Source organism: Paracoccus sp. PAR01, assembly GCF_014851995.1.
In the GTDB taxonomy this organism is placed as follows: domain Bacteria; phylum Pseudomonadota; class Alphaproteobacteria; order Rhodobacterales; family Rhodobacteraceae; genus Paracoccus; species Paracoccus litorisediminis.
Window position 1 is genome coordinate 13,189 of record NZ_JACVAW010000016.1, and the last position, 17,158, is coordinate 30,346.

The following is a 17,158-nucleotide window of genomic DNA, read 5'->3' on the forward strand; positions in this document are numbered from 1 at the left end:
TCTCAAGGTATTGGCATTGCGGGCGCACCAGCAGCCTGACTGATCGGGCCTATGTCCCTGCATCGGTCCGCCGCCTTTGTCTGAAATTTATCGCAAGCCCCGCGGTCAGGACAGCATGCAAGGCCACGGCGGGCCACAGCAGCGGACCTGTTGCCGTCTGCGTCGCCCCAAGCCACGCCAGATAGATCGTGATGAATGCGCCATAGACCAACATTCCAAGCAATGCCGGGCCGGGAAGACAGGCCAGGGCCAGCCCTATCAGCGCCATTCCCGTGATGCGGGCAAGGACCACGCCCGATCCGGTCACGTCGCTGCCGAGCAGATAGGCGCAGACGAGGCCGGGGATGAGCAGCAGCAACAAGCCGGTCATCGCTTCGCCGATGGCGGCAAGGGTCAGAACCCTGTCCATTGATCGGTCCTATGCTGCCAAGTCGCCATGCCATCACCAGATATTGGCGCGGGGGAACCGTAACTTGCTGGCAACCGACCCAGCCGGACGGCAAGACCGTCGGTGCCGTTCAGGTCGGCAGTTCTGTCAAAGCCATCATACAGCGCTTTGCCCTTGGCAAACAGTCTGGATCTGCGGTCTTACGGGCTTCTGACCGCGCTGCGGCGCATGACGGTTTTCGGCTGCTAGTTCGCCCACCGGGTCCGGGCCAATATCGGTCGTACGGGTAACCTTTCTCACACGAAGCTGCACCGTCCCGTTGCCGATCAGACCAAGCGCCGCCTCGTTCTCATCCGCTCGGACCTCAAGACGGCTGACCAGCGCAAAGATTGCGGTTCCGCCAACAATATTGCCCAAAGTCACCGGGATCAGGAATGTGAACAGCGCTTCGGGGGCGCGGGCCTCAGCCATGAACAACAGGTAAGCAACCTTGATGCTGCCGACGACGACATGCGGGAAGTCCCCGATCCCCCCGAGATAGGTCGCAAGGAAAACCAGCGAGAGCTTGGACGTTTCCAGTTCGTGGATCGTCCAGACCATGGTCGCGATCAGCCAGCCAGAGACGATGCCACCCGCTGCGAGCATTTGGATGGGCGTCTTTTCCATCAGATTCGTCAGTCTCGGGGGCTAAAGAGCAGCATCCAGACAAAGACCGCCGCCGCAATCGCGCCACCGATGATATTGCCGCCAGAACCGTAACCCATAGCCGCAGGAGGCGGGCAATATTGCCAATGCTCGGCTGGCGCAGCACCGGGAGGATCGGGGTTACGGTGTTTTCAGTAAAAGGCTGTTGGCCCGCCGTGATCGAGAAGATGAAGCCGAATGTGTAGCCCATGGCCTCGATCAGGAAGCCCAGCTCAATCTGGGCGGATTAGCCTGAAAAATGCCGCGCGCGACCAGCGACAGGCTCATGGCGATGCCCCGCAAGCGCCCTCACAATTGCGGAGCTGAGCTTACTTACAATCCGGTGATCTAAGTGAATTAGGGTGGCGGCTATCCACAAAGATATGCTGATTTGCGATATCTGAAAGATAGCCAGACAATCTAGTGATAGGCCGATCGACCCGGTAGCTTTCCTTATGAAGGCGGCTGAGGCGCCGCCAGACGGAGAGGTTCGACACGAAGTTCGAGACTGACCGATTGAGCCGGTCTTCGTGTGCGATCCGCATCGTATTCCGACAGAAGGGAATGAGAGGAATGACCAAGAAGGGTGAGTGGCGTGTCGCGCTGGCTGGGGAGTGCATGGTTTGTCGTCCCTTCGCCATGCATGACGAACCCGAGTTTACGGGCGTCTGGGAGTTGCTGCGGGATGCAGACGTAACCTACGGCCATCTGGAAATGAACTTCGCCGATTACGACGAATTGCAATGGCCCGCGCGAGGGCAGGGCATCGGCAGCTTCATGATGGCGGACCCGACGATTGCAAAGGATCTCAAGTGGGCGGGCTTCGACATCATGTCGACTGCGCATAACCACAGCTTTGACTTCGGGGCCGAAGGGCTGTTGGCGACGAAGCGGCATATGAAAGAGGCAGGGATCGTCACTGCCGGGACGGGCGCGGATCTCGAACTGGCTTCCGAGCCGGGCTATGTCGAGAAGAAGCGCGGTCGGGTCGCCCTTGTCTCGACCTCGTCGGGCAACCAGCACTTCATGTGGGCCGGGCTGGCCAAGGGGGCGCTGAAAGGCAGGCCGGGGGTGAACCCTCAGCGGCTTCAGGTCGAATTTCAGGTCGATCAACAGACCGCAGACAACCTCAAGGCCTTTGCCAGCTCGCTCAATATCACCCGCGCACCGAAGCATGGGCGCGAGGGCTCCTTCGGCTTCCTGATCCCGGGCGCGCAACAATGGGGCGATCCGGAATCCTTCTTCGTCGGAGAAAAAAACGAAATCATCTCCTCCTGCAACAAGCGTGATCTGGCGCGCAACCTGCGCTCGGTTGATGAGGCGAGGTCCATGGCTGATCTTGTCATCGTCGCCCATCACTTCAGCGTCGCAGATGGTCCGCGCCTTGACACACCACCGAGCTTTGTCAAGGAATTCGCCCGCGCCGTGATCGATGGTGGTGCCGATATCTATGTCGGTCATGGCTGGCACAAGACGATGGGCATCGAGATCTACAAGGGCAAACCCATCATCTATGGGATCGGCAATTTCTTCGCCCAGTCCGAGTTCATTCAGCGCGTACCCTATGACAGCTATGATGCCTGGGGCCATGATGTTGATCGGCTTCCGACGCTGACGCCGGCGGCACATCCCTTGCATCCCGGTCTGGACAGTCCGGTGCCGACATGGTGGGGCAGCTGCGTCATCAAGCTCGACATGAAGGACGGTGAGTTGCAGCGCATATATCTTCATCCGGTCGAGATGGGACGGGACTCGACGGCGGACGCACCGATCCGGCGGCAGACCGGCGAGGCTGATCATCCCTTTACAGAAGGGCGTCCGATGCTGGCCGAGGGCGATGATGCTGTTCGTATCCTTGAGCGGTTCAAGCGCCTGTCGGAACCCTTTGGTACACCGGTCGAGATCCGCGACGGTGTCGGGGTTATCGATCTCGTGCGCAAGGGCACCGGTAAGATAGAGCTCGTCGGCTAAGGCCTGCGTCGAAATGGCTGGGCTCCGGTGGAGGAACCGGGGCCAATGAGGGAGGAGGGAATGGGTTTGAACCTTTCCATCGATACCGCGGTCCCAGCATCGTCGGCTTTTGGGTCGGGTGGAGCTGCTAAGGTTCAGCGGCCCGGGAACCAAGCGCTGCTTGAAGTGCGCGAACTTACAGTGTCCTTCCCGGGAGAGGGAGGCAGCCGCAGCAACGTCGTCTCGGGGCTCAACTACCGGATTGAAGCTGGCGAAACCCTTGGCGTGGTCGGTGAAAGCGGCTGCGGCAAGACCATGACCTCACTGGCGTTGATGGGCCTTGTGCCGACCGCAGGAAACGTGAGTGGTCAGATCATGTTCGGCGGTCGCAATCTTGCAGATCAGAAAGATCGCGAATGGCGTCGCATGAGGGGTCGCGACGTGGCCATGATCTTTCAAGAGCCGATGACCGCAATGAACCCGGTGATGACTGTCGGCCGTCAGATCGCCGAGGTATTGATCCGCCATGAGGGTCTATCGCGTCGTGACGCGGCAGACCGGTCCGTAGGTCTGCTTGAAGCCGTCGGCATTCCGTCGGCCCGGCGTCGGGCAGACGACTATCCTCATCAGCTCTCGGGAGGCATGAGGCAAAGGGCGATGATCGCCATGGCGCTGGCCTGCAAACCGCGGCTGTTGGTGGCAGACGAACCGACGACAGCTCTGGATGTGACCATTCAGGCGCAAATCCTGGATCTGATCCTGGAGTTGCAGGAAGACACGGGCATGGCGGTTCAGTTCATCACGCACAACCTGGCGGTCGTGTCGGAGCTCGCGCACCATATTCTTGTCATGTATGCGGGGCGCGGCGTGGAATATGCGCCTGCCGAAAAGCTGTTCGAGCGCCCGCTGCACCCCTATACCCGCGGCCTGATCGCGACACTGCCTGACCCCGACCGCAAGGTCGCCAAGCTTCCTGTCATCCCGGGTGGACTCCGTTCGTCTCGGAGTCCGGGCTGTCCGTTTGCGGGCCGTTGTTCGCTTGCCTCGGATATCTGCCGAGCCGCTATTCCACCCATGATCGAGGTGGAGCCCGGCCATCATGTCGCTTGCCTGAAGGTATCCCAATGAGCAATCCGCTACTGGAAATCGACCGGCTATCGGTTCACATCCCGATGCGCGGCAAGGGGTTGCTGTCCTCCGGTATCAAGCTTCGTGCGGTCGATGAGGTCTCGTTGACCATGCAGCGCGGAGAAACGCTGGCCATTGTCGGGGAAAGCGGCAGCGGCAAGAGCACGCTGGGCTATGTCGTCGCCGGGTTGCGCCAGCAGACAGGTGGCAGCCTGAAGATCACGCCCTCGCGTCCTCACCAGAACGGGCGCAAGCCGGTGCAGATCATCTTTCAGGACCCGTTTTCAGCGCTCGATCCTCGCATGACCGTCGAGGACATCATCGGCGAACCACTCCGTCTTACGGGACAGGACCGGGGAACACGGCGCGGGCGTGTGCTTGAAGTGCTTGAGCAGGTTGGAATGCCGGCCGAAGCGGCGCAGCGCTATCCGCATCAATTCTCGGGCGGGCAGCGTCAGCGTCTTGCCATCGCACGCGCTCTGATCGGAGATCCGGAACTGATCGTGGCAGATGAGCCGCTTTCGGCGCTGGACGTCTCGATCCAGTCCAAGATCCTCAACTTGATGAGCGATATCAAGGAACGGCACGGGATCAGCTATTTCTTTATCAGCCACGACTTCGGCGTCGTGCGTCACCTCGCCGATCGTGTCGCGGTGCTTTATCTGGGGCGTCTGATGGAGCTTGCCCCGGCAGACGAGATTTTCGCCAATCCAGCACATCCCTACACGCGCGCCTTGATGGAGGCCGTTCCGCGCATCGGACGCGGGCGTCGCAAGCGGGGACAGGTGCTCAAGGGTGAGATCCCGACACCCCTGAATCCACCCTCGGGCTGCGTGTTCCACACCCGCTGTCCGCGCGCTACGGCGATTTGCTCGACCGAACGACCGCTGTTGCTGCCGCTGGTCAGCCGGCCCGCGCAACTCGCTGCCTGCCATCACAAGGAATGACCGGATGTTACGCTATACCTTGTCCCGCTTGTCGCAGGCCATCTTGGTGACCTTTGTGATGTCCTTTCTGCTGTTCATGCTGATCGGGCTGATGCCGGGCGATCCGCTTGAAAACATGCTTGAAGGCAACCCGTCGCTGACACCGGAACTGATGGCGCAGATGCGCGAACTTTACGGGTTGGATCAGTCGGTCTTTGCCCGCTACTGGAACTGGCTCATGGCCGCGCTGAGTGGCGACCTAGGTTACTCCAGCCTGTATTTCCGCCCGGTGACCGATGTCCTTGTCCCGGCAATGCTGCAGACCGTCAAACTGATGGGCCTGACGCTGCTGGTTTCGGTCCCGTTGGCGTTGCTGCTGGGATCGCTTGCTGCCCGCAAACCCAACGGGCTGATCGACTCGGTCGTGGGTGTGTTTTCCTTTGCCTCGATCTCGTTGCCGAACTTCTGGGTCTCGCTGCTGCTGATCATCCTTTTCTCGGTCAAGCTGGGATGGCTGCCGGCGTCGGGGACGCCGCTATCGGCCGCGCCGTCTGCCTTGGAACAAATGCGCCACATGGTGCTGCCGGTGGCAGTTCTTGCCATGTTTCATGTCGGACCGCTGGTGCGATATGTCCGGGCCTCGATGATCGAAACGCTTTCGGCGGATTTTGTCCGGACCGCCCGCGCCAAGGGGCTGGGCGAAGGCAGCGTGATGGTCCGCCACGCGCTTCGAAATGCGCTCATTCCGATGGTCACGGTGCTTGCACTCTCTTTCGGTTCGCTGTTCTCGGGTGCGCTCGTGGTCGAGACGATCTTTGGCATGCTCGGGATGGGAAAGATGATCTACGACGCCATCGGCAATATCGATTTCAACCTCGCCCTTGTCGGCTTGCTGCTTGCCACGATCGTGACGCTGCTGGCCAACCTGCTTGCCGACCTTGCATACGCCCTGCTTGACCCGAGGATCACGCTATGACCGATGTGACCGTCGCGGCTTTGCCCGCCCCCCGTTCAATCTGGTCGCTCCGCTTCGAGAAGTTCCGCGGCCATCGGCTGGCGATGTATTCGCTGGTTTTTCTGGCAGTGTTGACCGCGATCTGCCTGATGGCCTGGCCGCTGAGCCAGTATCTGGGGATCGATCCCAACAAGACCAACCTGCTTGCGCGGTTCAAGGCGCCTAACGCACAGCACTGGCTTGGCACCGACGATCTTGGCCGCGATGTGCTGATCCGCCTGATGTATGGGGGGCAGGTTTCAATTGCGGTCGGGCTGCTGGCCACCTTTTTGATGACTGTCCTTGGGGTCGCGGTCGGGGTGACCGCGGGTTTTCTGGGCGGACGCACCGATGCGGTTCTGATGCGGCTCACCGATTGCATGATCGCGCTGCCGCTGATCCCCCTGCTGATTGTCTTGGGAGCCGTCGATCTGACCAAACTGGGTCTCAGCGCCGCTTCCGCCGGTTCACCCCTGTTCATCTTCCTGCGCATCGTCATCATCATTGCACTGGTCGATTGGACGACCATGGCCCGAATTGCGCGGGCGGGGGCGATCCAGGTGCGCGATCGGGATTACGTCCGGGCCGCCACCGTGGCCGGGGCCAAGCGGCGATACAATGTTCTGGTGCATGTGCTGCCGAACATTTCGACCCCGCTGATTGTCGCGGCAACCCTGACGGTAGGGCGCGTGATCCTGCTTGAGTCGACGCTCAGTTTCCTTGGGTTCGGCATCGTCCCGCCGACTCCGACCTGGGGGAACATGCTGACCAATGCGCAGCAGCTGATCATCTCGGCACCGCATCTTGCAGTTTATCCGGGCCTGCTGATCTTCGCGACGGTCATGGCAGTGAATTTTGTCGGCGATGGCGTGCGCTATGCCTTTGATCCGCAGGCCGAAAACGAGGGCCGGTCGCACTGACCGGAGAATAATGACGCTCATGGGAGGAGAGAGCGAATGAAGATGAAAAAGGCCCTTGCCGGCGCCCTGCTGGCAGCGACCGTGCTTGCCTCGGGTGGCGTTCAGGCCCAGCCAGACAAGAGCACGCTTGTGGTTGGCCAACTGCAGTTCCTGACCAACTTCCACCCGCTGATTCAGGTCAACAATACCAAGCGGCTGGTGGTGAATTATGGCCTGCGGCCGATCACCGCCTATGATGAGAATGTGGTCAATCAATGCGTGCTTTGCGACCAGATCCCGTCGCTGCAAAACGGCCTGGCCGAAGTGGTGGACAATCCCGACGGCACGAAAGGCATGCGCGTCAGGTTCACCCTGAAACAGGGGCTGAGCTGGGGCGATGGCACACCGGTGACAACCAAGGATGTGGTATTCACCCACAAGATGGGTTCGGACGAGAAGATCGGCTTCTCGAACTACAATCCATGGAGCCGCGCCAGTTCGGTCGAGGTCGTCGATGACCGCACCTTCGTGCTGCTCCTGCCAGAGGTGGTTTCCAGCTTTGCGTCATGGGATCAGATTCTTCCTGCCCATCTGGAGGAACCGATCTATGCCGCCAATCCCGATGCTGAAAGCTACACCAAGCAATCGCTCTACAACACCAAGCCGACAACGCCCGGCCTGTGGAACGGCTCATTCATGCTTACCGATTACCAGATCGGAACGCGACTGATCTGGGAACCTAACCCGCATTGGCCGGGGGCAAAACCGGGCCTGAGCCGCGTGGTGCTCAGCTATCGCGACAACTCCTCTGCACTGATGCAGAATCTTTTGTCGGGTGAGATTGATGCGGTTCCGGTCAGCCCCGGCGGCATCAGCTTCAGCCAGATGTTGGATATCCAGGGGCAGAATCCGGACAAGTTTAGCTATCATATCGCGGACGGCACCAACCTCGAACGCATCGCGATGAATCTGGACAACCCGATCCTTTCGGACGTCAAGGTTCGTGAGGCGCTGCTGCTGTCCATCGACCGCAACGCCATCACCGAGGCCCTTTTCCAGGGCAAGCAGATGGTGGCAAATGGCCTACTTTCGAACACCAGCCCATACTACAACAACGGGATGGAGACCTATTCCTACGATCTGGAAAAGGCCAAGGCGCTGCTGTCCGAGGCGGGCTGGACGCCGGGTGCGGACGGCATCTGCGTCGATGCCAAGGGCGACCGGCTGAGGCTGGAGCTGGCGACCACAGCAGGCAATCAGACGCGCGAGCAGATCGCGCAGGTGATCCAGAGCCAGCTTTCGGAAGCCTGCGTCGAGATTTCCACGAAATTCGTGCCGCTACAGGAATACAATGGCGAACTCGCGCGCAAGCGCCAGTTCACTGGGCTGATCATGTCCTCGATCGATTTCTCGCCCTCGACCTCGCCGCGGATCGCGCTTGGGTCCAACCGGGTTCCGAATTCCGAGAACAAGTTCACGGGCAACAACTTCTCGGGCTATAAAAGCACGGCGATGGATGCCGCACTCGACAAGTTTGATACGGCACTGAGCGCGGATGAGACCAAGGCGGCGTGGACCGAGATCCAATCGACCTTCGCGCAAGATCTGCCGATGCTGCCCTTGTACTTCTATGCCAGGGCCTATGTCTCGGTACCGGATTTGACCGACTTCCGACAGTCGACCTATGACCCGCTGCAGAACTTTGCCGAGGAATGGCACCGCCATTGACGGTGTCCCGGCGGCGGTCCGCTTGGCCCGCCGCCCATCCGGAGAAAGCATCAATGAAAATTGCCGTACTGGACGATTACCTCGGCCTGTCGCAGCAGGTCGCGGATTGGCGGCCCTTGGCCAATCGCGCCGAAATCAGCGTGATCGACCGACCGCTGCCGACCGTTTCCGCAGCCGCGGAGGCGCTGGCAGAGTTCGATATCATCTGTACCCTGCGCGAGCGGACGCCATTTCCGGCGGAGTTGATCAGGGCACTGCCAAAGCTGCGTTATCTATGTGTAACCGGCAAGCGCTACGACACGGTCGATATTGCGGCAGCCGCCGAACAGCAGATTACAGTGTCAAACACCCCGGTGACGGGTGCCGGATCGGGCGCGGTGGTTGAGCTGACTTGGGGTCTGATCCTTGCGCTTGCCCGCAATATCGCGGTCGAGGATCGATTGATGCGAGAGGGTGGTTGGCAGCATTTTGCGGGCATGACATTGCGGGGCAAGACACTGGGTGTTCTTGGCCTTGGTGCATTGGGAAGCGGGGTGGCACGGATCGGTGCAGCCTTTGGTATGGAGACGATTGCCTGGAGTCCCAATCTGACATCTGATCGGGCCGTGGCGGCGGGTGTCGGACTGGTCAGCAAGACCGAATTGTTCGAAAAATCCGATGTTCTCAGCCTGCATCTGGCGCTGGCCCCATCGACCGCGGGAATTGTCGGGGCAGGGGATCTGGCGCTGATGAAGCCGTCCGCCTATCTGGTCAACACCGCGCGTGCAGTACTGCTGGATGAGGGTGCCTTGATCACCGCGCTGCGCGAGCGGCGGATCGCCGGGGCGGGACTTGATGTCTTTTCCATTGAGCCTCTGCCCGCGGATCATGAGATCCGGCAGCTTCCGAACGTCGTCCTGACCCCGCATCTGGGCTACTTCACCCACGAGATGCTGGCCAGCTATTATCGCGATGCGATCGAGAATATCGGTGCCTTCCTCGACGGGAGACCAATCCGAGTGGTGTCGGGGAATGCGTGACGGCAACCCGCCGGAACGCCGTGCTGCCACTGTCTTTCGGTTGCTGACCCAAGGCCAGTTCGCCCTGTTTTTCACCTTCAACGGGCTTTCGCTGATCGGCTCGTGGATGCAGCGGATTGCCAGCGCTTGGCTGATCTGGGAATGGACGGGGTCTGCCTTCTGGGTCGGCGTGCTGGCCGCTTGCGACCTGCTTCCAGTTGTCTTGACCGGGCCCTTTGCCGGCGTGGCTGCGGATCGATGGGATCGCCTGTGGCAGAACCGTATCGCGCAAATCGCATCAGCAATTCTTGCGCTGATCAATGCGGTCCTGCTGATGGCCGGTATGCTCGGTCTTTACGGGCTGCTCACTCTTATCGCGCTGCAAGGCACATTGATCGCAATGGTTCAGCCTGCGCGGCTTGCGATGGTGCCCCAACTTGTCGCGCGCGAAGACATGCCGACAGCCGTGGCACTTGCTTCGGTCAACGTGAACCTGGCCCGGCTGATCGGACCCGCAATCGCGGGTGCGATGATCCTTCGCTTTCCCATTGAATGGATATTCATCGCGAATTTTGTCGTCACGGCGTTGTTCGTCGTGGCGCTTGGACGAATACGTCTTGCGCCACGTGCGGAGTCCGCAGGGCAAGGTGGAATCTGGCAACAGATGGCAGAAGGGTTTTCCTATGTCGCGCGTATGCCGACTGTCCGGCTGATCATGCTGTTCATGCTGGTCGGTGGCATGATGGTGCGCGCCATTCAGGAACTGACGCCCGCGCTCGCGGCCCAGACTTTCGCCGTTTCGGCAACCGGACTTGCGGTTCTGTCGTCAGCAACGGCGGCAGGGGCGGTCATATCCGGTCTGACCATGGCGCGGACAGGGGCGAGGCGGCTATTTCTGGGCGTAATCGGGTTCTGGGCCGTCGGCGCAATATCGGCCTTGGTGCTTGCGTGGACGCATCATCCTCTGGTCGCAAGTGTGGCGGCGGCGGCTCTTGGATTTTCGGTGTCGCGCAGCCTGATCTCGACCCAGACATTCGTTCAGCTTGAAACCCCTGACGAATTGCGGGGGCGTGCGCTCAGCACACATGGCCTGATCGCCCGGGCAAGCCCTGCGCTTGGAGCGCTTATCATCGGCTATCTTGCCGATCGTCTTGGCCTGGCAATCGGCGTCGCTGCGGCGTCGATCACCATGCTGGCCTTTGCCGTGGTCCTCTTTCCTTATGCGAGGTCAGTGGCCGACCGGACCCTGTGATCACTTCAACAGCTTCAGGGAAAGGTCTTTCAGGATCCTGAAGGCGGCCTCATGCAGCCGGTTATTCAGTCGGCGGGACCGCTGCACAAGCTGCACCTTCAACGCAAGTTCCGGCTCGACGATGCGCCGTACGCGCAGGCTTCGGGCGGGCCCGATCATTCGACGCGAGCGCAGCGACGCAACGGTGACCCCGATCTGGTCATGGACCATGTCGAAGGTCGCGTCGAGCGAATCGAGTTCGCTGGCAACCTGCAGCTTGAAGCCGGAGCGGGCGAATTCGTTCTCGAGTATCTCGCGAATTCGGTTGGGGCGGCTCGTGATGATCAGGGGCATTTCCGCCAGATCGGAAAGGGTAATGGTCGGCCCATCAATCTCGGTTTCGCCTTTGGGCATCGGCTCGAAAAGGTGCAGCCGTTCCTCGACAAGGTCGGTAATTTCCAGCATCGGACTATTCGGGGCGTCGAACATCACGGCCATGTCCAGCCTCCCCGACAGGATCCATTCCTGCACCTGTGTCGAGCGACCGTTGAGGATATGAACCTTGGCATCGGGTAGCTCGGCGCGGAGGCGACGGATCAGGGCCGAGCTGATCGCATTCGACAACGAATTCGGCATCCCGATCGCCACCGAGCCCGTGCGACCCAGACGGGCGTTCTCCATATCCTCATGGGTGCGGTTGAACAGGTCGAGAATGGAATGCGCGTGTCCCAGAAGTCTTTCGCCCGCTTCCGTCGGCGTGACGCCGCGGCCGTTTCGGATCAGAAGCCGTTCCTTGAGTTCCGTCTCGAGGCTGGCGATCTGGCGGCTGAGCGCGGGCTGGGCAATATGCAGGTAGGCTGCGGCGCGGCTGAAGCTGCCAAGTTCCACGACCCGGACGAAATAGGACAGCTGCCGGATATCCATGTGTTCTTCCCATATTTCCATGCCGAAACAGTATAGCTGATAATCAGTTAGCACGAATAGTCATCGGTCGGTCAATATTTTAGGGTCAGTTGTGACGCGATTTGCTTTGGAGTGGGAAAATGACGGAACCGGTAGGAGGGCCTTGGCGCGTCTGGGAATGCATCCTTTGCGGCTGGATCTATGACGAGGCCGAGGGTGATCCGGATGGAGGCGTCGTACCCGGAACCCGCTGGGAGGATGTTCCGGCGGATTGGCTCTGTCCGGAATGCGGCGCGAAAAAGGCCGATTTCGACATGAGGCTTGTGGCATGAGTGCTGGGCTGATCATCGTCGGCGCATCCCATGCCGGGGTTGCTGTCGCGGCAGAGTTGAGGGCCGCTGGTTTTCAACCCGCAATCACCTTGGTTTCCGACGAGACCTCCGAGCCCTATCACCGCCCGCATCTCAGCAAGGAATGCCTCGCGACCGACGCGGAACCGGGCATGCTGAAACCGACGACCTTCTATGAGGAGAAGGGGATCGAGCGCCTCAATGCAAGGGTCGATGCGATTGATCCGGACGGGCGCAGGATCGTGACGAGCGACGGAAATTCATTCGGGTACGCAACCCTCATTCTTGCAACGGGTGCCAAGCCCAGAGGGCTGCCCGCTGGGCTTCCAGGTGCAGAACTGGCGCTGACATTGCGTGACCGGGCTGATCTGGGCGTATTGCGCGCGCGATTGGCGACGTCACGGCAACTTGCCATTATTGGCGGCGGCTTGATTGGACTGGAAATCGCGGCTGCCGCACGGTCCAAGGGGATGTCGGTTGACGTGGTTGAATGCGCAGATCGTCTCATGTCGCGCTGTATCTCGCCGGAACTGGCGAACCTTGTCAGAGAGCGCCACGTCGCTGCAGGCATCACCTTCCATATGTCCTGCAATGTCCAAGCCGTGACGCCGCAAGGCGTTGAATTGACCGACGGTGTTTTCATTCCTGCCGATCTGGTCATCGCATCGGTCGGCAGTCAGCCACGCACCGAACTGGCGGCCCGTGCCGGGCTGGCCTGTGACGATGGCATCCTTGTCGGCGTCGACGGATCCAGCTCGGTTACTGGGATATTTGCTTTGGGTGATTGTGCCCGTTGGCCCGATCCGGGACTGACGCGAGGAATAAGGCATGAGAGTATCGCTGCAACTCTTTGGCAAGCCAAGGCGGTTGCAGCGGCACTGACCGGTCGACCGCTGCCGGCATACGCGCCACTGCGTCTTTGGTCGCAACAGGGTGCTATGCGGATCCAGATGGCAGGCCCGATCGAAGCGGCAACCCATCGCCACATTGCTGCGGCTGAGGGCGGTCATATCCTTTATGGCTTCTCGACTGGTCGGCTGTCTTCGGTACAGGCGATGGACGCCCCGAGGGCCTTCAATACGGCAGTTGCCCGGATCGGAAGTTGCGAAGCCGATTTCCGGGCCGAAGCTGCCACATCCTGAACGAATTACGACTCCTGGGAGGATAACATGGTCGACACCGTTTCATATGCGATGAAGGAACCCGACCGCTTTAAGCGCGGCAATGGCTGGAAGGTCAATCTGTTCGGCAAGAACTCGGATGTGCCCAAGGCCGATCTGCAGGCCTTCCGGATCGATATGAATGCAGGACAGGTACTGGATTCGCATTTCCACATCGTTGACCAGTTCCAGATCTTCATTGCCGGCTCGGGTACGATCGGAAGGGACAGCACGGACATCGTGACCGCCCACTATGCCGATCACCACACAGGTTATGGCCCCCTGGTGGCGGGGCCGCAGGGCATGTCCTATCTGACGCTTCGGTCGAAAACGGATGCCGGACTCGTCAAATTGTCCACACCGAATGTGCGCGAACAGCTTAAGCCGACGAAGCGGCGGCATGGCGTGTCGAAACCCGTGACGCTCTCGATCCCCCCGGTGATGCAGCATCGCGCCGCCCCGGAAATCGAGACGGTGATGGAGGAGCGGCCAGACAGTGACGGCATGACCGTCAAGGTCTACCGGCTTGGTGCCTCGCAGGAAATCTCGGCGCCGGAGACGACTGGAACGGGCGGTTACTACATCATCGTCATGAACGGTGCGCTGATCCACGACGGTGAGACGCTCAAGCCTTGGTCGCTGCTTTTCGTACGTCATGACGAGCCCGCCCCGGTGCTGCGCGCCGATATCGAGGGTGCCGAGGTCATGGTGGCAGTGTTTCCGTTGCAGGATGATTGGATGCGTCAAGTCGGCGAGGAAGCGGCGTGATATATCCTGCGGCGACGCTGCAGGACTATGCCCCCGGTGGAAGGCTGCGCGTTGCGATCAATCATGGCAATGTCATTCTTGCGGGTCGTGACGCTGCGGGCGCACCGAAAGGGATCAGCGTCGATCTGGCCCGAGCGCTTGCCGCGGAACTGGGCTGTGAGGCTGAGTTCGTCGAGTTCGACCGGGCCGTAGATGTCTCGTCCCGCGCCGAGGCGGATGTCTGGGATCTGTGTTTCCTGGCGGTTGATCAGACCCGTGCGCAGGTCATTGGCTTTTCCCAACCCTATATCCGTATCGATGGCAATTATATTGTCGCCGAGGCTTCAGGCGCGACAACCCCGGAGGATGTCGTAGGTCTAGACTTGCGGATAGGGATCGTGGAGGGCAGCGCTTATGCGCTGCATCTTGCGCGCGTGCCCGGGGCTGCCCGTCTTGTGAGTTTTGCCAATATCGCCGAGGCAAGGGCGGCGCTCGCAGGCGGTAATATAGATGGCCTTGCCGGGATCAGGCAGGCCATGGAGGGGATTGCGGCCGCGCTTCCCGGAATGCATGTGGTTGAAAAACCCTTCATGGAGATCCGTCAAGCCATGGGTGTTCCGGCAGGGCGGGACCGTGCGCTTTCGCATTTGTCGGCGTTTCTCGCAGTGCGGGCGCGGGACGGAACCGTGGCGCGGATACTGGAGGCACATGGCGTCGATCGCGACTGTGCGGTCATGCCGGACATGTGAGCGTATCCAAAGGGCGGGTTCGCCCCGCCCTTTCCGGTTCAGTGGATGAGCGAGGCGCGTGCCGCCATTTGCGGTGCCGTGACCCGATCCGAAATCGGGTCGTCCCAGTTCTCGGGACCAGACCCGGCGGCAAACGCGTCGATGAAACCGGGAAGTTGCTCAAATCGTCCAGCCGCGCGGAGGGCAGTCCGAAACCCCGCACAATCGCCGCAAGGACTCGCGGATGGTCGGGAAGCAGTCCTGCGGGCGGCCGAAGATTTGCGTGGTGAAGAAACTGACATGGCCGGAAGTACATCAGCAGATGCCAGTCCTTCGGAATGGGGCCATCCAATGCGACAATGACAGTTCGCGGATCGTGAACTCAGTTTGCGCTCTCTGGCGTGTGGTCAAAGACGGGGCCGTGCAGTCGTTCGGCAAGCTCGTCCGAACGCCAATCGGCAAAATGAGTCGGAACCGCCTCTGCAAGCGCTGCAGGGTCAGCGCAGCCTCTGCACGGAGGGTCATCTCCGCTGTTACTCGTCCTTGGCTAGGCGTGGCGGGTGCATCGTCTATCCGGAGCGTCTTGGCATTGGAGCAAAGCTTACCGCCCATTGACGTATGATGGGCCATCAAGGCTCCGGCGGCGATCAACAGATCGGCCTCGCGTAGCGCCGCAGCCTGAGGCCGTCGCCGGCCCCCCGGCAATGCTGATCGAATACGGATCGTCGCGTGGGCAGCGTGGTTGCCAGCAAGCCATCGGTCTTTCCGGCCAGCATGCGTGCAGCCATAACCGCCGCAGCAGAGGTTGCACCCAAGCCGCCAAGGACCACGATCCGCCTTGCCGCAGAGATCCGTTCAAGCGCCATCGCAAGATCGCCGGGATGAGGGGCATGGTGCTGATGCGCGCCATGATCCGGGATGCCGGGACGGATAGGCACCAAACGCGGCGAAGGCCAAGCGTTCATCGTAGATTGCAACTTGCTCAGACAGCCTGTCCAAGAGGGTGCGGTTCTCTTTGTCCGCGGCGAGTGTAGTTTCGATCTGCGTTTCAAGCAAGGACAGCTTGGAACGCAAACGGGCTGCCTCTGCCTCGGCGGAAAGGATCGCTTCGAGCCGCATGCGGAACCCGGTGTTCTCGTCGGTCAAGCGCTTGATCTCGGCATCGAAGTTTGCAGGTTTTTTCGGGACACGCGGCAAAGGATGAAGAAAACCCGGCTCGTTAACGTCGTCGCGAGCATCATCCCGGCAACAGCGTTCATCGATCAATCGCTTCACAGTTTCCCCAGTCCAAGTGCCCCTGCGGATTGCGGCGGGACAAGAATTTTTGCGTTGGCAGATGGCTGAATTGAGCGGCGGGTTTGGGCCGTCCAAGTTGTAGGGCAAACGGGACCTGCTTGACATTACCGATCAGTCTAGCGCCTCCGCTCGGAATCCAGATGCATCATTCGGGAAAGTCAGAACTGCCGCCGGTATGCGGATGGTGGGAAGCTGGTCGGGATGCGTAAGTGGTGGCGCAATACATGCGTCGGGCCGAATTCGACGGCTATCGCAAACGGAAAATGCCGGCATGAGGTGATTAGCGAAACAGCGCCGGTCGAGTTAAATAATCGCCCTTTCCAAAAGCCATGAGACATCTGCACGCATTGATCGGGAATGACTTCACCTTCCCGGACTGGTCAGCCGGTTCTCTATCCGGCGGATGGCGAAGATCAGAGCGGCATTGATCAGCAGATAGAAGATACCGGCGATGGTAAAAACCTCGAAAATGGCATAGGTCTGGCTCATCAATCGCTTGGCGTAACCGGTGATTTCCAAAACCGTGATGGTCGAGGCGAGGCTGGTGCCCTTGATAACCAGTACCATCTCGTTGCCATAGGCGGGCAAGGCCTGCCGGATTGCCAGCGGAAATTCGATCCGGCGAAAGCGCAGGGCACGCGACATGCCCGCGGCCTTCGCCGCCTCGATCAGGCCGACCGGGACCGACATCAGGCCGCCGCGCAGGATCTCCGAGGTATAGGCGGCCGTGTTCAGCGCCAGCGCCATGATCGCGCAATGCATGCCGCCGCCGATCACCCACCACAGGATGGGATTGTCGCGGACGAAATCGAACTGCCCCAGGCCGTAATAAAACAGGAACAATTGCACCAGCAGCGGCGTGCCCCGGAATACGGCGCTGTAATATTCGGCAAAGCCCGACAGCAGGCGATTGCCGGAGATGCGCATGACCGCCAGTCCCAGCCCCAGACAAAAGCCAAGCGCCAGAGAGACCGAGGCTAGCGTCAGTGTCGTTCCGACCCCCTTGCCGATTGTGGTGACGGCGCGGTGAAGCAGATCCCAATCCATC

The 17,158-nt window shown here is 60.5% G+C and carries 17 protein-coding genes; 12 read left to right on the forward strand and 5 right to left on the reverse strand.

Features of this window, described 5'->3' with window-relative positions:
• Window positions 1-49: 49 nt before the first annotated feature.
• Together IB235_RS18765 and IB235_RS18770 are read right to left on the reverse strand one after the other, a co-directional pair.
• Window positions 50-409 (reverse strand): hypothetical protein, encoded by a 360-nt coding sequence (locus IB235_RS18765; protein ID WP_192338004.1) that lies wholly within the window; start codon window positions 407-409, stop codon window positions 50-52.
• A 135-nt stretch (window positions 410-544) separates the two neighbouring features.
• Entirely contained in the window at window positions 545-1,054 is a 510-nt protein-coding gene (locus IB235_RS18770) for a formate/nitrite transporter family protein (protein ID WP_192338005.1), read from the reverse strand.
• A gap of 591 nt (window positions 1,055-1,645) precedes the next feature.
• Between IB235_RS18770 and IB235_RS18775 the strand changes: the two genes are divergently transcribed.
• Genes IB235_RS18775 through IB235_RS18810 form a run of 8 tightly spaced genes read left to right on the forward strand, consistent with a single transcriptional unit; the run spans window position 1,646 to window position 10,947 of the window.
• A complete protein-coding gene (locus IB235_RS18775) occupies window positions 1,646-3,043 on the forward strand; it encodes a CapA family protein (RefSeq protein ID WP_155041493.1) in 1,398 nt (465 codons plus the stop codon).
• A gap of 60 nt (window positions 3,044-3,103) precedes the next feature.
• Complete coding sequence (locus tag IB235_RS18780) at window positions 3,104-4,150, forward strand: ABC transporter ATP-binding protein (protein ID WP_192338006.1); 1,047 nt, start codon at window positions 3,104-3,106, stop codon at window positions 4,148-4,150.
• Window positions 4,147-5,097, forward strand: a complete 951-nt coding sequence (locus tag IB235_RS18785) for an ABC transporter ATP-binding protein (RefSeq protein ID WP_192338007.1) — start codon at window positions 4,147-4,149, stop codon at window positions 5,095-5,097. The genes IB235_RS18780 and IB235_RS18785 overlap by 4 nt, the downstream gene beginning before the upstream one ends.
• A gap of 4 nt (window positions 5,098-5,101) precedes the next feature.
• On the forward strand, window positions 5,102-6,052 hold the full coding sequence (locus IB235_RS18790; RefSeq protein ID WP_192338008.1) for an ABC transporter permease: 951 nt from the start codon (window positions 5,102-5,104) through the stop codon (window positions 6,050-6,052).
• Window positions 6,049-6,990: an ABC transporter permease gene (locus IB235_RS18795; protein WP_192338009.1), complete on the forward strand. Its 942-nt coding sequence runs from the start codon at window positions 6,049-6,051 to the stop codon at window positions 6,988-6,990. The genes IB235_RS18790 and IB235_RS18795 overlap by 4 nt, the downstream gene beginning before the upstream one ends.
• 36 nt (window positions 6,991-7,026) lie before the next feature.
• A complete protein-coding gene (locus IB235_RS18800) occupies window positions 7,027-8,697 on the forward strand; it encodes a peptide ABC transporter substrate-binding protein (RefSeq protein ID WP_192338010.1) in 1,671 nt (556 codons plus the stop codon).
• Window positions 8,698-8,750: 53 nt separating this feature from the next.
• Window positions 8,751-9,716, forward strand: a complete 966-nt coding sequence (locus IB235_RS18805) for a D-2-hydroxyacid dehydrogenase family protein (RefSeq protein WP_192338011.1) — start codon at window positions 8,751-8,753, stop codon at window positions 9,714-9,716.
• Window positions 9,709-10,947: an MFS transporter gene (locus tag IB235_RS18810; RefSeq protein ID WP_192338012.1), complete on the forward strand. Its 1,239-nt coding sequence runs from the start codon at window positions 9,709-9,711 to the stop codon at window positions 10,945-10,947. The genes IB235_RS18805 and IB235_RS18810 overlap by 8 nt, the downstream gene beginning before the upstream one ends.
• On the opposite strand, the gene IB235_RS18815 is transcribed toward IB235_RS18810, so the two are convergent.
• Window positions 10,948-11,850 (reverse strand): LysR substrate-binding domain-containing protein, encoded by a 903-nt coding sequence (locus IB235_RS18815; RefSeq protein ID WP_192338013.1) that lies wholly within the window; start codon window positions 11,848-11,850, stop codon window positions 10,948-10,950.
• Window positions 11,851-11,969: 119 nt separating this feature from the next.
• On the opposite strand from IB235_RS18815, the gene IB235_RS18820 reads away from it, so the two are divergent.
• The 4 genes from IB235_RS18820 to IB235_RS18835 are packed head-to-tail and all read left to right on the forward strand — an operon-like array spanning window position 11,970 to window position 14,835.
• Entirely contained in the window at window positions 11,970-12,161 is a 192-nt protein-coding gene (locus tag IB235_RS18820; protein WP_192338014.1) for a rubredoxin, read from the forward strand.
• On the forward strand, window positions 12,158-13,321 hold the full coding sequence (locus tag IB235_RS18825; RefSeq protein WP_192338015.1) for an NAD(P)/FAD-dependent oxidoreductase: 1,164 nt from the start codon (window positions 12,158-12,160) through the stop codon (window positions 13,319-13,321). Before IB235_RS18820 ends, IB235_RS18825 begins: the two co-directional genes overlap by 4 nt.
• Window positions 13,322-13,348: 27 nt before the next feature.
• A complete protein-coding gene (locus tag IB235_RS18830; protein WP_192338016.1) occupies window positions 13,349-14,107 on the forward strand; it encodes a hypothetical protein in 759 nt (252 codons plus the stop codon).
• A complete protein-coding gene (locus IB235_RS18835; protein ID WP_192338017.1) occupies window positions 14,104-14,835 on the forward strand; it encodes a transporter substrate-binding domain-containing protein in 732 nt (243 codons plus the stop codon). The genes IB235_RS18830 and IB235_RS18835 overlap by 4 nt, the downstream gene beginning before the upstream one ends.
• Before the next feature lie 834 nt (window positions 14,836-15,669).
• Here the strand turns inward: IB235_RS18835 and IB235_RS18840 are convergent.
• Window positions 15,670-16,080: a hypothetical protein gene (locus IB235_RS18840; RefSeq protein WP_192338018.1), complete on the reverse strand. Its 411-nt coding sequence runs from the start codon at window positions 16,078-16,080 to the stop codon at window positions 15,670-15,672.
• A 393-nt stretch (window positions 16,081-16,473) separates the two neighbouring features.
• Window positions 16,474-17,157, reverse strand: coding sequence for an ABC transporter permease (locus tag IB235_RS18845; protein WP_192338019.1), 684 nt, complete (start codon window positions 17,155-17,157; stop codon window positions 16,474-16,476).
• Between the last annotated feature and the right edge of the window lies 1 nt (window position 17,158).

Excerpts from the sequence above, each read along its gene's own strand:
- IB235_RS18765 (WP_192338004.1), bottom strand. The coding sequence starts at position 409 with ATGGACAGGGTTCTGACCCTTGCCGCCATCGGCGAAGCGATGACCGGC.
- IB235_RS18770 (WP_192338005.1), bottom strand. The coding sequence starts at position 1,054 with ATGGAAAAGACGCCCATCCAAATGCTCGCAGCGGGTGGCATCGTCTCT.
- IB235_RS18775 (WP_155041493.1), top strand. The coding sequence starts at position 1,646 with ATGACCAAGAAGGGTGAGTGGCGTGTCGCGCTGGCTGGGGAGTGCATG.
- IB235_RS18780 (WP_192338006.1), top strand. The coding sequence starts at position 3,104 with ATGGGTTTGAACCTTTCCATCGATACCGCGGTCCCAGCATCGTCGGCT.
- IB235_RS18785 (WP_192338007.1), top strand. The coding sequence starts at position 4,147 with ATGAGCAATCCGCTACTGGAAATCGACCGGCTATCGGTTCACATCCCG.
- IB235_RS18790 (WP_192338008.1), top strand. The coding sequence starts at position 5,102 with ATGTTACGCTATACCTTGTCCCGCTTGTCGCAGGCCATCTTGGTGACC.
- IB235_RS18795 (WP_192338009.1), top strand. The coding sequence starts at position 6,049 with ATGACCGATGTGACCGTCGCGGCTTTGCCCGCCCCCCGTTCAATCTGG.
- IB235_RS18800 (WP_192338010.1), top strand. The coding sequence starts at position 7,027 with ATGAAGATGAAAAAGGCCCTTGCCGGCGCCCTGCTGGCAGCGACCGTG.
- IB235_RS18805 (WP_192338011.1), top strand. The coding sequence starts at position 8,751 with ATGAAAATTGCCGTACTGGACGATTACCTCGGCCTGTCGCAGCAGGTC.
- IB235_RS18810 (WP_192338012.1), top strand. The coding sequence starts at position 9,709 with ATGCGTGACGGCAACCCGCCGGAACGCCGTGCTGCCACTGTCTTTCGG.
- IB235_RS18815 (WP_192338013.1), bottom strand. The coding sequence starts at position 11,850 with ATGGATATCCGGCAGCTGTCCTATTTCGTCCGGGTCGTGGAACTTGGC.
- IB235_RS18820 (WP_192338014.1), top strand. The coding sequence starts at position 11,970 with ATGACGGAACCGGTAGGAGGGCCTTGGCGCGTCTGGGAATGCATCCTT.
- IB235_RS18825 (WP_192338015.1), top strand. The coding sequence starts at position 12,158 with ATGAGTGCTGGGCTGATCATCGTCGGCGCATCCCATGCCGGGGTTGCT.
- IB235_RS18830 (WP_192338016.1), top strand. The coding sequence starts at position 13,349 with ATGGTCGACACCGTTTCATATGCGATGAAGGAACCCGACCGCTTTAAG.
- IB235_RS18845 (WP_192338019.1), bottom strand. The coding sequence starts at position 17,157 with ATGGATTGGGATCTGCTTCACCGCGCCGTCACCACAATCGGCAAGGGG.